The sequence below is a fragment of the Bradyrhizobium sp. genome, assembly GCF_028868675.1.
GTDB lineage: Bacteria > Pseudomonadota > Alphaproteobacteria > Rhizobiales > Xanthobacteraceae > Bradyrhizobium.
The window spans coordinates 1-13,737 of record NZ_JAGWUA010000133.1 but is presented as its reverse complement, the minus strand read 5'-3'; the positions used below and the strand labels follow the sequence as shown (position 1 = coordinate 13,737).

Below are 13,737 nucleotides of genomic sequence, written 5' to 3'. Positions count from 1 at the left end.
AGGAAGGTCAGATCGAGGAACAGGAAGGGCGCGATCAGGGCTCCGGCCGCGATCGGCGACCACTTCCAGACCTTCCAGATCACCACGAAGCCCATCATGCCCGTGACCACCATGGTCCCGGTGACCGAGATGCCATAGGCCGAGGCCAGCGCGCTGGAGGAGCGGAACAGCGCGACGAGCAGCATCACCGCGACCAGCAGCAACGTGTTGATGCGCGGGATGAAGATCTGGCCGGAATGCGCTTCGGAGGTATGACGAATCTCAAATCGCGGCAGCAGCCCCAGCTGGATCGCCTGCCGCGTCAGCGAGTAGGCGCCGGTGATGACGGCCTGGCTGGCAATGACGGTCGCGGCGGTCGCGAGGATGACCATGGCGCCGCGCATCCAGCCCTGGGAGAACATCTGGAAGAACGGGCTTTCGATCGCTTTCGGATTCTCGATGACCATCGCACCCTGCCCCAGATAGTTCAGCGCCAGCGACGGCAATACGATGAACAGCCACGCGGTCTGGATCGGCCGCTTGCCGAAATGGCCGAGGTCGGCATAGAGCGCCTCCGCGCCGGTGACCGCCAGGAACACCGCGCCCAGCGTAACGAATCCGATGATGCCGTGGTGGATCATGAAGGACACGGCATAGAGCGGGTTCAGCGCGGAGAACACTTGGGGCTGGTGCAGGATCGGACCGATCGCCGGCACGGAGATGGCGGCAAACCAGATGCACATGACAGGGCCGAAGAACGTGGCGACGCGCGCCGTGCCGCGCGACTGCACGGCGAACAGCAGCAGCAGGATCAGCACCGTCAGGGGAACGATGTACGGTTCGAACCCGTCCGTGAGGTCCTTGATGCCTTCCACCGCGGACAGCACCGACAGCGCCGGCGTGATCACCGCGTCGCCATAGAACAGCGCACCGCTGATGATGCCGAGCAGGACGATGGTGGCGGCCCCCTTGCTGACGGCGCGCTGGGCGAGCGCCATCAGCGCCAGCGTGCCGCCCTCGCCGTGATTGTCGGCGCGGAGCAGGATCACGACATATTTCAGCGTCACCACGACGATCAGCGCCCACAGGATGAGCGACAGCACGCCGAGCACAGCGGCGGTGGTCGGCGCCCCTCCCTGGCCGCTTGCGGCGAGCACGGCTTCGCGGAACGCGTAGATCGGGCTGGTGCCGATGTCGCCATAGACCACGCCGATGCTGCCGAGCGTCAGCGCGCCAAAGCCGGCGGTGGTGTGGGCTTCCCCATGCCCATTGGCCGCCGCCGTCTCCGGGGCGGGAGCTGCTACGTCACTTGTCATGGGAGAGCCTGGAGGCCTCAAAAAAATGCTTCAATGCACCAAAGCGGCAGAGCGCGCGGCTTATAGTCTTGCGTTGATAGCATAGCCTAGTGCGATTTCGGACCCTTGATATGCGTCAAGCGCATAACTCGGGTCAGCTCGCCCTCAGATCGTCACCTGGGTACCGACTTCCACCACCCGGCCCGTCGGAATCTGGAAGTAATCGGTGGCATCGTTGGCCGAGCGGCTGAGCGCGATGAACAGGTGGTCCTGCCAGCGCGGCATGCCCGACTGCGACGACGGCTTCAGCGACCGCCGCGACACGAAGAACGAGGTCGACATGATGTCGAACTGCCAGCCGAGCTTGCGGGCGACCGCAAGCGCCTTGGGCACGTTGGGCGATTCCATGAAGCCGAAGCGCAGCCGCACCTTGGAGAACTTGTCGCTGATCTTCTCCATGCGGACCCGCTCCGACAGATCGACCCGCGGCGTTTGCGCGGTCTCGATGGTGAGGATCACGTTGTGCTCGTGCAGCACCTTGTTGTGCTTGAGATTGTGTAGCAGCGCCGTCGGCACGAAGGCGGGATCGCTGGTGAGGAATACCGCGGTGCCCTTCACGACGTGCGGCGGCCGCTTCTCCAGGCTCTTGATCAGGTCGTCCAGCGGCACCTCGATGCGGCGCGTCTTCTGGATCAGGATCCCCGAGCCGCGCCGCCAGGTCCAGATCGTCACCGCCATGGTCGCGCCGAACAGCAGCGGCATCCACGCGCCTTCCATGAGTTTCAGGAGATTGGCGCTGAAGAAGGTGGAATCGACCACGACGAACGGCAGGATCACCGCCGCCGCCGCCGCAGGGCGCCAGTTCCACAGTTTCCAGATCACCACGAAGCCCATGATGCCGTCGACCACCATGGTCGTGGATACCGCGATGCCATAAGCCGATGCGAGGTTGTCGGAGGTGCGGAACAACAGGACCAACAACATCACGCCGATCAGCAAGAGCCGGTTCACCCGCGGCAGATAGATCTGTCCGGCGTGGGATTCGGAGGTGTAGCGAACCTCGAAGCGCGGCAACAAGCCGAGCTGCACCGCCTGGCCGACCAGCGAATAGGCTCCGGTGATCACCGCCTGGCTGGCAATCACCGTCGCCGCGGCCGCCAGCCCCACCAGGGGCAGGACCAACCGCTCCGGTACCATGCGATAGAAGGAGTGTTCGAGCGCCGTCGGATCGGACAGCACCAGCGCGCCCTGGCCGAAATAGTTGATCAGGAGCGACGGTAGCACGAAGAACAGCCAGGCCGACTGGATCGGCGTGCGCCCGAAATGGCCGAGATCGGCATAGAGCGCCTCGCCGCCGGTCACGGCGAGAAACACCGCACCCAGTGTCACCAGCCCGATGGTGCCATGCGACAGCAGGAACTGGAGTCCATAGTAGGGATTGATTGCGGCGAGCACCGACGGGTCGTCGGTGATGTGGACGAGTCCCATCACCGCGAGGCTCGCAAACCAGACCACCATCACCGGTCCGAAGGCGGACGCGACGAGCGCGGTGCCCTTGCTCTGGACCGCGAACAGCACCACCAGGATCAAGACGGTGAGCGGCACGACATAGTGCTCGAGCGCGGGCGTGGCGACATTGAGACCTTCCATCGCCGACAACACCGAGATCGCCGGCGTGATCATGGAATCGCCGATGAACATCGAGGCGCCGACCACACCGAGCGCCATCAGCGCCAGGCTGCGCCGCCCCAGCGCGCGCTGGCCGAGCGCCATCAACGACAGCGTCCCGCCCTCCCCGTTGTTGTCGGCCCGCAGCAGCAGCAGCACATATTTGGCGGTGACGACGATGAACAGCGCCCACACGATCAGGGAGAGAACGCCAAGCACGACGACCCGCGAAGCGGGCTCGCCATGGGCTGCACCGGTGACCGCCACGCGAAAGGCGTAGAGCGGCGAGGTGCCGATGTCGCCGAACACGACGCCGATGCTCCCGAGCGTCAGGGCAAAAAATCCCGAGGTGACCTTCCCCTCGTGGCCGTCGGTCGATGTGATGCTGGCCGTCATGATCGATGGAGAACGCCTCTTGCCTTGATTTGATCCGGGCGCGTTTGGACGCTTCTCGGCGGTCCGTCAAGGCGCCCAGCATAGCAGCTGCGCGGGCGGGCGCTGTGACGCGAAGGCCACGCCCGGGGCAACGAAATGTCTCCAGGTATGATGATAATGGGAGGGGATTACGGCTTCAAATTGGGCGGCAGCGGCGGATCTTCCCGCATCAGCGTGATGGTCACGCGGCGGTTGGCGGCGAGCGACGGGTCGTCCGGAAACAGCGGCTGGGTATCCGCCTTGCCGGAGACCGAGAAGATGTGGGAGGGCGGCAGCCCTTCCCGCTCGAGGATCTGGCGCACCGCGTTGGCGCGGTCGGCCGACAGATCGAAGGCGCCGTAGTCGCTGCGGCTCGGCACGAAGCCCGCGGCGGTGTGGCCGACGATATTGACGCGCAACGGGGTTGCCCGCAGCGGCACTGCAAGCTTCTCGACCAGGCGGCGGGTGCGGTCATACGGCACCTTGGAGCCGTCGGGAAACATCGAGCGGCCGTCCTGGTCGACGATCTCCAGGTTGAGGCCCTGCTTGGTCTCCTCGAACATGATGTGCTTGGACATCTCGGTGAGCTCGGGCATGTCCTGCAGCGCCTGGCGGAGCGAGGCCGCGGCAAGCGCGAATTCGCGGTCGACCTTGAGCTTGGCGCCGGACTGGCGATCCCGCTCCTGCTGGTCCGGGGTCGGCGTATTGGAGGAGTCCTCAGGCTGGACGTGATCGACGTTCTTCAGCTTCGGCCGGGTCGGCAGGCCGTCGGACTCGATGATCCCTGCGTAGCGCGCCTCGCTCTGCACGCCGAAGGCGTCGCGCATCGATCCCGCGACGATCTTGAGCTTGTTGGCGTCCTGGGTGGAGAACGCGACGAGCATCACGAAGAAGCTCATCATCAGGCCCATCAGGTCGGCGAAGGTCACGAACCAGCCGTGACCGCCTCCGTGTGCATCGCCGCGCTTCTTCTTGGCCATGGCTCACGTCCCGGCGTGCGGCGTCAGGCCGGAACCGGCTCGCCCTCGGCGTGACGATGCTTCTCCGGCAGGTAGGCGAGCAGCATTTCCCGCACCAGGGTCGGGCTCTTGGAGTCGCGGATCATCAGGATGCCGTCGATGATCAGCGTGCGGTTGGTTTCCTCGTCGAGCAGCTTGCCGTGCAGCTTGTCGGCAATCGGCAGACAGAACAGGTTCGCGACCAGCGCTCCGTAGAGGGTTGCGAGCAGCGCGGTCGCCATGAACGGGCCGAGCTTGGAGGGGTCGGTCATGTTGGCGAACATCTGCACCATGCCGATCAGGGTGCCGACCATGCCGAAGGCGGGAGCGCAGTCGCCGATGGCGCGATAGATCTTGCTGCCCTCGTCCAGATGCATCAGGAAGTTGTCGCGATCGCGTTCGAGATTGTCGCGGATGAAATCGAGGTCGTAGCCGTCGGCGACGAAGCGGATGCCCTTGGCGAGAAACGGCTCGTCGGTCTCGACCTTCTCCAGCCCGACCGGGCCCTGCTTGCGGGCGATCTCGGCGATGCGGGCGAGTTCGTCGACGAGATCGTGCGCCGACAGCCGGCTCATCGTGAAGGCGAACTTGGCGCCGAGCGGCAAGCCGTGCATGAGCGCGCTGAGCGGAAAGCGGATCATGGTGGCGGAGATCGATCCGCCGAAGATGATGATGACCGCGTGCTCGGAGATGAACATGTGAAGATCGCCGCCCAGCAGCATCATCACGGCGATGACGATGGTGCCTGCCACAAGCCCGGCGCTCGTCATGATATCCATCGGAGACTCCAACGCGTACGCAACCGACCGGCCGTCCTGGACGGGGGCGCGGCCAACCCCGAACCGCGCTGAAAGACCCTAGAGTGGCGCCATTAAAGACGCGTAAAGGTTAAGTCGGAACGACGCGCTGCGCCGGGCCTCGAAGCGCTGAGAACCCACCGCTCCCGCCGGCCTGTCGCAGCGACTTCAAGGCTTTGCTAACCATGTTGCCGATCCGACGGGCGAAGCCGCGGCGCGCTCGCGACGTACGGATACGGCCCGGGCTTGCTCCGGCCTGGTCCGACCCCGCGGCCAGCCTGCACGCCGGCGGTTCGATCGCCAGGGAACGGCTGACGCCCATGATCCGGTCCGGCCTTCGATTGCCCGGCGGCAAATCATCGCCTAGAACCGGCGTCGCGCCCGAACTGCGGCTCAGAGGTCCGGATTGACTGCTCCCAAAACCGGTTTGGCCCCGATCGGGCGTGGATCCGGCTACGTCATCGCCGTTGCGGCCGCGTTCGTGGTCCTCGGAGCCTGGCACCACGTCGCGTTCTCGCACACGGTCGGCGAACTCGCGTTCTTCAAGAACGCGTTCGACGAGGACACCTACATGCTCAATCTGTTCGGTGTCGTCTTCGCGAGGCCGGACCGTCTCCTGTCCGACGCGATCGCCTGGATCCTGGCCTCGGCGTTCGGCTCCCTCAACGCCACGCTGATCGCTCTCGATGCGATCATGCCGCCGCTGATTTTTCTCTCGGCCTATTATGCCGCCGGCGCGCTCTTCGAGAACGTCTACACCCGGGTTCTGTACGCGCTGCTTCTGGTCTTCGCCCAGGACATGTTCTCGCTCGGCAACGAGGCGGCCTGGCCCGGCCCTTTTCCGACGCTCCTGGACTTCCAGCACTTCGTCGGAACTTCGTTCGTGCCCTCGTTCGAGACCTCCTTTCTCACCATCAATCGCTCGCCGGAGCCGCAAGTCGCCTATGCGGTGGGTTTTGCGCTCACCGGGGTCGTCCTGCGCGGCTTTCGCGCCGGCACGCTGACAACGTCGCAGCGGATCGGCGCCCTCCTCCTCCAGACCGGCCTGGTGATCTGCTACGCGCTGGTTTCCTACCCCTTGATCGCCATCGAGAGCGCGGCGGGATTGATCCTGCTGCTTCGGCGGAAGGCCCCGCTCGGGCTGTTCCTCGTCGTGCTGGCCGTCGTTTCGCTCGTCGCCGCCGCCGTCTCCGCGCGCCTGGTGATCGGGCCCGGCACAGCCAATCCGCTCACCTTCCCGAGCAGACTCCCGGTCGTGACCGTCAGCGTCTTGGCTGCGGTGCCCGCCGTCCTCGCTTTCGGCCTGCTCGCAGTTCTGGACCCGGGGCATCGCGACCGATTCGCACTCGCCGCGGCCATCGCCGCGACGCCGCTGATCGTCACCAACCAGCAAATCGTCACCGGACTCATGATCAGCGCGCGAGACTGGGAGCGCTACATCAACCTCTCCCTCGTCGTACTCGCCGTCGGGGTCGGCCTGTCGCCGTTCAGATGGCCGCAAAAACTTCCCGGGATCGTCGCGATCGTTGCGGCGCTGGCCATCGCCGTGTTCGTGACCCAGACGTCCCGGCGCAGCTACGGATTCTGGCTGCGGGACAATCTCAAGTCGCTCGCACTGGGTCGCGCGATCGCCACGGCCCATCCCTGCCCGGAGCTACCGCTCGTCATGGACGAGCCGGGATACGCTCCGACGATCGAGGTCCGACTTGGACATCCGATCAATTCGCTCCTGAACTTCACAGATGGATTCAGGCACCCGATTCCATCGACGCAAGCCTTCGTTCCGACGAGACTGTCTGCGGCGCTGTTCGAGTATTGGCGGCGCAGGGACGTCAGCGAACACGACGCGGAGGCGATCCTGCGCCGGGAAGCGGCCCAGCACGGCGGGTTCTACTCGGCGTTCCTGTTCAACAACTGCGAATACTGGGCGCCCTGCACCGATGGCAGGGCGGTGAAGACCGAGAAAATATTGTCGCAGATCCCGCAGGTCATATCGGCCTACGCCGGCTATCACGCATCGGACACCCCGGTCGCCTTCGTGACCTTCGACAAGCCGACCGGGACATTGCTGGGCTCGGGCACGGCCGGGCCCTTCGTTGCCTCCGTCTTCACCTCTTCGGCAACGGCTGCAGCGTGCCCGCGGTAGCGCGGCGCGAGCCGCTGGCGCGCCATCGCTGGCTTAGATTAGATCGAGATGGAGCGGCATCGGACGTTCACCTCTCCCTTGGGAGAGGTCGGCATAGGCGGCCTACGGCCGCTGTTCTCAAAGACGCCGATGCCTTGCATCGGCTACGGCGCCGGGTGAGGGGTTACGGTCTCTCGTGGGACCTGCGCCCCCTCACCCGATTTGCCCTCGACGATGCTTCGCATCGCGAGGAAGCAAATCGACCTTTCCCGCTGGGGAGAGGTGGGCCGAGTTCGCGGACGAGCGATTCAACCGCAAGCAATCTCGCTTTAGTGGATCTCGGCAGAGCGCTTCAGCGCCGCCTTCAATTTCTCCAGCGAGAAGTCGGGGCTGCGGGCGATCTCCAGGATCGGCGTCTCGCGCCGGCCGCACAGTTCGGCCGCCTCAGGCAGTTTCGCCGCGACGTCGAGCGGGATCACGATCGCACCGTGGCGGTCGGCATGGATCAGATCGTCGGATTTCACGGTCATGCCGGCGACGCGCACCTCGCCGCCGAAACTCTCCGCATGCACCCAGGCGTGCGACGGCCCGATCGAGCCGGCCAGCGCCTGGAAGCCCGGCGCCCATTGTGGGATGTCGCGGATCGATCCGTCGGTGACGACGCCGAGGCAGCCGAGCGCCTTGTGCACGTTGCTCTGCACTTCGCCCCAGAACGCGCCGTAGCCGACGTCGGCGCCGTCGATGTCCTGAATCACCGCGATGCGTGGGCCATGGCCGGTGCCGACATATTCGTAGTAGGCGATGCGCCGCTTCGCCTGCTCGTCCGCGGGAAGCGACGACTTCAGCACCGAGCGGATCGCCACCGTCCGCGCATAGCCGACGATCGGCGGCAGGTCCGGGAACGGACAGACCAGAGGCTTGGTGGTGAAGCCGATCAGCCGCCGCTCCGGCGCCACGATCTCCATCGCGTTGCAGATCGTCGGCGTGTCGTAGCGGCCGAGGGCTTCGAGGACGGAAGCGGGCAGCGGCCCGGTTGCGGATGTCGTCACGGCGTTTCTCTCCCAAATTGGCCGCGGCCGTCCGACAGGCGCCGCAGGTTCAGGCGCGATATAGCCGAGATCGGGCCTCGACCCAACTCGCGCCGTTCTCATGGCAGATATTTGCCGCGTGAGACCGCTCAGTGCAGGCGGTCGGGCCGATCGTCGTGCGGGGCCTCCGCCAGGTTCGGCGTCAGCGCCGGCGCGGATACCGCGGCCGACGAGCCCTCCGAAGGTCCCGGCGCGACGGTCTCCAGCGCACGGGCCTGCCTCCGATACGACCTCCAGCCCAGGGGAAGGCTGAGCAGATAGAGCACCGAGCCGACCGAGAGGATGTACCAGGGATAGCCGACCAGAAGCGCGATGAAGAAGATCACCGCGACGAAGGACGGCAGCACGAACTCCGGCGGCACCCTCATGCGAATGGTCTTGCCGGAGAAGACCGGCAGGCGCGACACCATCAGGACGGCGATCAGCAGCGTGTAGCCCGCGGTCACCACCGCGGGCCAGCGCCCGAGATCGAGGAACGCCGCGTAGACCGGCAGCAGCACCGTGATCGCACCCGCCGGCGCCGGCACGCCGGTGAAGTAGTTCGCGGCAAAGGCCGGCTTGTTGGGATCGTCCATGGTGGCGTTGAAGCGCGCGAGCCGCAGGCCACCGGAGATCGCGAACACCATGGCGGCGATCCAGCCGGCGTTGCGCAGCTCATGGAGCTGCCAGAAGTACAGGATGAGGCCGGGCGCGACGCCGAAATTGACGAAGTCGGCGAGGCTGTCGAGTTCGGCCCCGAACTTCGACTGACCCTTGATCAGCCGTGCGATGCGGCCGTCGATGCCGTCGAGCGCCGCCGCGAACACGATGGCACCGACCGCGAGTTGCATCCGCCCCTCGGTCGACAGCCGGATCGCCGTCAGCCCGGCGCAGATCGCCAGCAGCGTGATGACGTTGGGCACCAGCATCCGCACCGGGATCGGGCGGAACCGCCGGCGGCGCACGTCGGGATTCTTGAAGTCATAGGGCATCATGGCTCGCCTCTCGAGGGTAGATATAGCAAGCCCGCCCCCGTTTCGCCATCGCGGGGCTTCGCCGGCGGCATGGTTAACTGGCGCGGAAAGTCCGTCCGGAATCGGAGAGATCGAGGTCGGCCAGCACCGTTTCGCCGGCGATCGCGGTCTGCCCTTCCGACACCAGGGCGCGGGTGCCCAGCGGCATGTAGACGTCGAGACGCGAGCCGAAGCGGATGAGGCCGAACCGCTCGCCGGCCCCGACCGACTGCCCCTCCCTGACGAAGCAGACGATGCGCTTGGCCACGAGCCCCGCGATCTGGATCACGCCGATCCGCCCGCCCGGCGTGGAGATGACGAGCGAATTGCGCTCGTTGTCCTCGCTGGCCTTGTCGAGCTCCGCATTGATGAAGGCGCCGGGCCGGTAGGCGATGCGCTCGATCCGCCCCGCAACCGGGCTGCGGTTCACGTGACAGTTGAACACGCTCATGAAGATCGAGACGCGCGGCAGCGGCTTGTCGCCGAGGCCGAGCTCGGCCGGCGGCAGCGCCATCGTGATCATCGACACGCGCCCGTCGGCGGGCGACACCACGAGGCCATCGCGCACCGGCGTCACCCGCACCGGATCGCGGAAGAACAGGGCGCACCACACCGTCAGCAAGGTGCCGATCCATCCCAGCGGCGACCATAGCCAGAACAGCACCAGGCTCGCCAGCGCGAATCCGCCGATGAACGGATAGCCTTCCTTGTGGATCGGCGGGATCTGCCGTTGGATCGAATCGAGAATGGACATCGCTAACTGCCGTTCGGGTTGATGGCGCGCACGCTATCCCGCGCGCCGGTGAGCATCAGGCCGGACTCATTAGGCAGAGTTCGGGCCGCCGACAAGGTCACTCCGCGGCCGCCGGCGCCGTGAGGGCGTCATCGACCGGCGGCGGCTCGCGGTTCGGCGCCGCGCTGCTGTCGGCGATCTGCGCGAGCTTCTCCCGCGCCGCCTCGGCTTCGCGCTGCCGGTTCCACATGCTGGCATAGAGACCGCCCATCGCGAGCAGGTCCGCATGGGTGCCGCGCTCGGCGATCCGGCCCTGGTCGAGCACGATGATCTCGTCCGCGCCGACGATGGTCGAAAGCCGGTGCGCGATCACGAGCGAAGTGCGGTTCTTCGAGACGCGGTCGAGCGCCCCCTGAATTTCGTGCTCGGTGTGGCTGTCGAGCGCGGACGTCGCCTCGTCCAGCAGCAGGATCGGCGGCGCCTTCAGGACCGTGCGGGCGATCGCGACGCGCTGCTTCTCGCCGCCCGACAGCTTCAGCCCGCGCTCGCCGACCTGGGTCTCGTAGCCCCTGGGCGCCATACGGATGAAATGGTCGATCTGGGCGAGCCGCGCCGCCTCCTCCACCTCGGCATCACCGGCATTCCAGCGGCCGTAGCGGATGTTGTAGCGGATGGTGTCGTTGAACAGCACGGTGTCCTGCGGCACCATGCCGATCGATGCGCGCAGCGAGGCCTGGGTGACCTCGCGGATGTCCTGGCCGTCGATCAGGATCCTGCCGCCGGAGACGTCGTAGAGGCGGAACAGGAGCCGCGAGATGGTCGACTTGCCGGCGCCGGAGGGCCCGACGATCGCCACCGTCTTGCCGGCCGGGACCTCGAAGCTGATGCCCTTCAGGATCGGGCGCGCCGCTTCGTAGGCGAAGCGCACATCCTCGAACCGCACGCTGCCGGCCGAAACCACCAGCGGCTCCGCCCCGGGCGCGTCCTTGATCTCCGGATCGCGCGAGATCACGCTGAACATCTTCTCGATGTCGATGATCGCTTGCTTGATCTCACGGTAGACCATGCCCATGAAGTTCAGGGGCTGGTAGAGCTGGATCATCATCGCGTTGACCAGGACGAAATCGCCGACGGTGTTGCGCCCGTTGCGCACGCCGACCGCGCACATCATCATGGTCGCGGTCAGGCCGGCGGTGAAGATCACCGCCTGCCCGGTATTGAGCACGGCGAGCGAGGTATAGGTCTTGACGCTGGCCTCTTCATAGCGCTCCACCGAGCGATCGTAGCGCTGCGCCTCGCGCGCCTCCGCGCCGAAATACTTCACCGTCTCGTAGTTGAGCAGCGAGTCGATCGCCTTGGTGTTCGCGTCGGTGTCGGATTCGTTCATCTTGCGGCGGATGCCGATCCGCCATTCGGTCGCGATGTAGGTGTAGTACATGTAGATCACGACGGTGATCAGGGTCGCGACCACATAGCGCCAGTCGAACTGCCAGAGCAGCACGGCCATCAGCAGCGAGACCTCGACGATGGTCGGGATCAGTTGCAGGATCACCATGCGCACGATGACCTCGATGCCGGTGCGGCCGCGCTCCAGCACGCGCGTCAGGCCGCCGGTCTTGCGCTCGAGGTGAAACCGCAGCGACAATTCGTGCATGTGGATGAAGGTGATGGTGGCGAGCTTGCGCACCGCGTGCATGGCGACGCGGGCAAAGATGCCGTCGCGCCATTGCGTGAGCACCGCCATCAGCACGCGCGTCACCCCGTAGCTCGCCGTCAGGAGCAGCGGCGAGGCGATCAGCCAGAGCTGCCAGTTCGACGCTTCCACCGGCGCCGTGTCGGCTCCGGTCAGCGCGTCGATCGCCCATTTGAAGGTGAACGGCACCGACAGCGTCGCGAGCTTGGCGACCAGCAGCAGCACCATCGACCAGACGACGCGCATCTTCAGGTCGGAGCGGTCGCTCGGCCAGATATAGGGCCACAGATGCGCCAGCGTGCCGATCAGAGTGCCCTGCTCCAGCGACCTGTCGGCAGGAGACTTGCCGGCAGCATCGGGCGCATCGTCACTGTGATGGGAGGAATGAGGGTGAGCCATCAAGACGCCTGAAAAGCCCGCCGGATGATGCGGGCCTCGAGAGATTGATCAAATTTGCTTGTCATATAGAGCCTTCTCGCCGCAAGCGCACCCCCGCCCGGAACCAATTCTCTGATTGCTCGTCGGACTTTACCGGCCAACGTCCGGACCGGGCGAATCACCGAATGCCCTTGACGCCCATACGCTGCGATGCATCATGCTTCCAATGAGCACTATCAAGATCAAGAACGTCTGTGTCTATTGCGGCTCTGGCCCGGGCACCAATCCCCACTTCATCGAAGGCGCCAAGGCGTTCGGCAAGATCCTCGCCGAGAACGGCATCCGCCTGGTCTATGGCGGCGGCTCGCTCGGCATCATGGGCGCGGTCGCAACCAGCGTGCTCGATCACGGCGGCAGCGTCACCGGCATCATCCCCGACTTCCTCACCATGCGCGAGAACGCGCTCACCCGCGTGCAGGAGATGATCGTCACGCCCGACATGCACGAGCGCAAGCGGCTGATGTTCGAGCGCGCGGATGCCTTCGTGGCGCTGCCGGGCGGCATCGGCACGCTGGAAGAGCTGGTTGAGCAACTGACCTGGCAGCAGCTCGGCCGCCATGCCAAGCCGGTGCTGCTCGCCAACATCGACGGGTTCTGGGAGCCGCTGATGGCGCTGATCGCGCACATGCGCGCGACGCAGTTCATCCGCCCGGGCCTCCATGTCGACATCCTCAAGGCGGACCGCGTCGAGGAGATCTTGCCGCGGCTGCGCGCTGCCGCCGCGCAGATTCCCGAGACCGAACGGGATATCGCGCCGGAGATTGCAGGCAGGCTCTAGCGGCGCGCGCCTACTCCGCCGGAAACGTCACCGCCTCGATGCGATTGCCGTCGGGATCGAGGATGAAGGCCGCGTAGTAGCTGACGCGATCGTGCGGCCGCAGGCCCGGCGCGCCGTCGGATGCACCGCCGGCTTCGAGCGCCGCGGCGTGAAACGCATCGACATCGGCGGTGGACTTTGCGCGCAGGCAGATGTGCACGCCGCTCTCGGCCGCCACGCGCAGCATGTCGCGGCGAAGATTGATCCAGAATTCCGGATAGGCCTTGCCGAAGCCGACGGTCGCCGAGCGCGTCACCAGGCGCTCGAGCCCGAGCGGCGCAAGGGCGGCTTCGTAGAACGTCGCGGCGCGGTCGAGGTCGCTGACGCCGACGGAGACGTGGTCGATCATGGTTGCGCCCCTCCTCCGTCATTGCGAGCGAAGCGAACCAATCCAGACTGCGGCCGCAGTGAGACTCTGGATTGCTTCGTCGCTTCGCTCCTCGCAATGACGGTATTTGCCGCTACGCCGGCGCGCCCGACTTCACGAGCTTGTAGATCACCGAATCCATCAGCGCCTGGAACGAGGCATCGATGATGTTCGGCGAGACGCCGATCGTGGTCCAGCTCTCGCCGTTCTCGTCCTCGCTCTCGATCAGCACGCGCGTCACGGCGCCCGTGCCGCCATTGAGGATACGCACGCGATAGTCGATCAGCTTCAGGCCCTCGATGTATTTCTGGTACTTGCCGAGATCCTTGCGCA

11 protein-coding genes and 1 pseudogene are annotated in these 13,737 nt (G+C 65.9%); 2 read left to right on the top strand and 10 right to left on the bottom strand.

Annotation, left to right across the window (positions count from 1 at the left end):
• The 4 genes from KGM94_RS17180 to KGM94_RS17165 all read right to left on the bottom strand — a co-directional run.
• On the bottom strand, nucleotides 1-1,295 hold a 1,295-nt coding region (locus KGM94_RS17180; protein WP_300261704.1), incomplete at its 3' end, for a KUP/HAK/KT family potassium transporter.
• A 144-nt stretch (nucleotides 1,296-1,439) separates the two neighbouring features.
• Nucleotides 1,440-3,338 carry a potassium transporter Kup gene (locus tag KGM94_RS17175; protein ID WP_300261700.1) on the bottom strand — a complete coding sequence of 633 codons (1,899 nt, stop codon included), beginning with the start codon at nucleotides 3,336-3,338 and terminating at the stop codon, nucleotides 1,440-1,442.
• 167 nt (nucleotides 3,339-3,505) lie between these two features.
• Nucleotides 3,506-4,336 (bottom strand): flagellar motor protein MotB, encoded by an 831-nt coding sequence (locus KGM94_RS17170; RefSeq protein WP_300261697.1) that lies wholly within the window; start codon nucleotides 4,334-4,336, stop codon nucleotides 3,506-3,508.
• 23 nt (nucleotides 4,337-4,359) lie between these two features.
• Complete coding sequence (locus KGM94_RS17165; protein WP_300261693.1) at nucleotides 4,360-5,133, bottom strand: MotA/TolQ/ExbB proton channel family protein; 774 nt, start codon at nucleotides 5,131-5,133, stop codon at nucleotides 4,360-4,362.
• A 424-nt stretch (nucleotides 5,134-5,557) separates the two neighbouring features.
• Between KGM94_RS17165 and KGM94_RS17160 the strand changes: the two genes are divergently transcribed.
• On the top strand, nucleotides 5,558-7,297 hold the full coding sequence (locus tag KGM94_RS17160) for a hypothetical protein (protein ID WP_300261690.1): 1,740 nt from the start codon (nucleotides 5,558-5,560) through the stop codon (nucleotides 7,295-7,297).
• 308 nt (nucleotides 7,298-7,605) lie between these two features.
• Here KGM94_RS17160 and KGM94_RS17155 read toward each other — a convergent pair whose 3' ends face one another.
• The 4 genes and pseudogenes from KGM94_RS17155 to KGM94_RS17140 form a co-directional block, all read right to left on the bottom strand.
• Complete coding sequence (locus tag KGM94_RS17155) at nucleotides 7,606-8,325, bottom strand: RraA family protein (protein WP_300261687.1); 720 nt, start codon at nucleotides 8,323-8,325, stop codon at nucleotides 7,606-7,608.
• 128 nt (nucleotides 8,326-8,453) lie between these two features.
• Entirely contained in the window at nucleotides 8,454-9,338 is an 885-nt protein-coding gene (locus KGM94_RS17150) for a phosphatidylcholine/phosphatidylserine synthase (RefSeq protein ID WP_300261684.1), read from the bottom strand.
• Nucleotides 9,339-9,411: 73 nt separating this feature from the next.
• Nucleotides 9,412-10,119: pseudogene (locus KGM94_RS17145) on the bottom strand (phosphatidylserine decarboxylase); the annotation flags it as partial.
• Nucleotides 10,120-10,207: 88 nt separating this feature from the next.
• Nucleotides 10,208-12,181 carry an ABC transporter ATP-binding protein/permease gene (locus tag KGM94_RS17140; protein ID WP_300261680.1) on the bottom strand — a complete coding sequence of 658 codons (1,974 nt, stop codon included), beginning with the start codon at nucleotides 12,179-12,181 and terminating at the stop codon, nucleotides 10,208-10,210.
• Nucleotides 12,182-12,386: 205 nt separating this feature from the next.
• On the opposite strand from KGM94_RS17140, the gene KGM94_RS17135 reads away from it, so the two are divergent.
• Nucleotides 12,387-12,998 carry a TIGR00730 family Rossman fold protein gene (locus KGM94_RS17135; protein ID WP_300261677.1) on the top strand — a complete coding sequence of 204 codons (612 nt, stop codon included), beginning with the start codon at nucleotides 12,387-12,389 and terminating at the stop codon, nucleotides 12,996-12,998.
• 10 nt (nucleotides 12,999-13,008) lie between these two features.
• Here KGM94_RS17135 and KGM94_RS17130 read toward each other — a convergent pair whose 3' ends face one another.
• Nucleotides 13,009-13,386, bottom strand: coding sequence for a VOC family protein (locus KGM94_RS17130; RefSeq protein ID WP_300261674.1), 378 nt, complete (start codon nucleotides 13,384-13,386; stop codon nucleotides 13,009-13,011).
• Nucleotides 13,387-13,498: 112 nt separating this feature from the next.
• Nucleotides 13,499-13,737: alpha-isopropylmalate synthase regulatory domain-containing protein (locus KGM94_RS17125; protein ID WP_300261671.1), on the bottom strand; the 239-nt coding region annotated here is incomplete at its 5' end.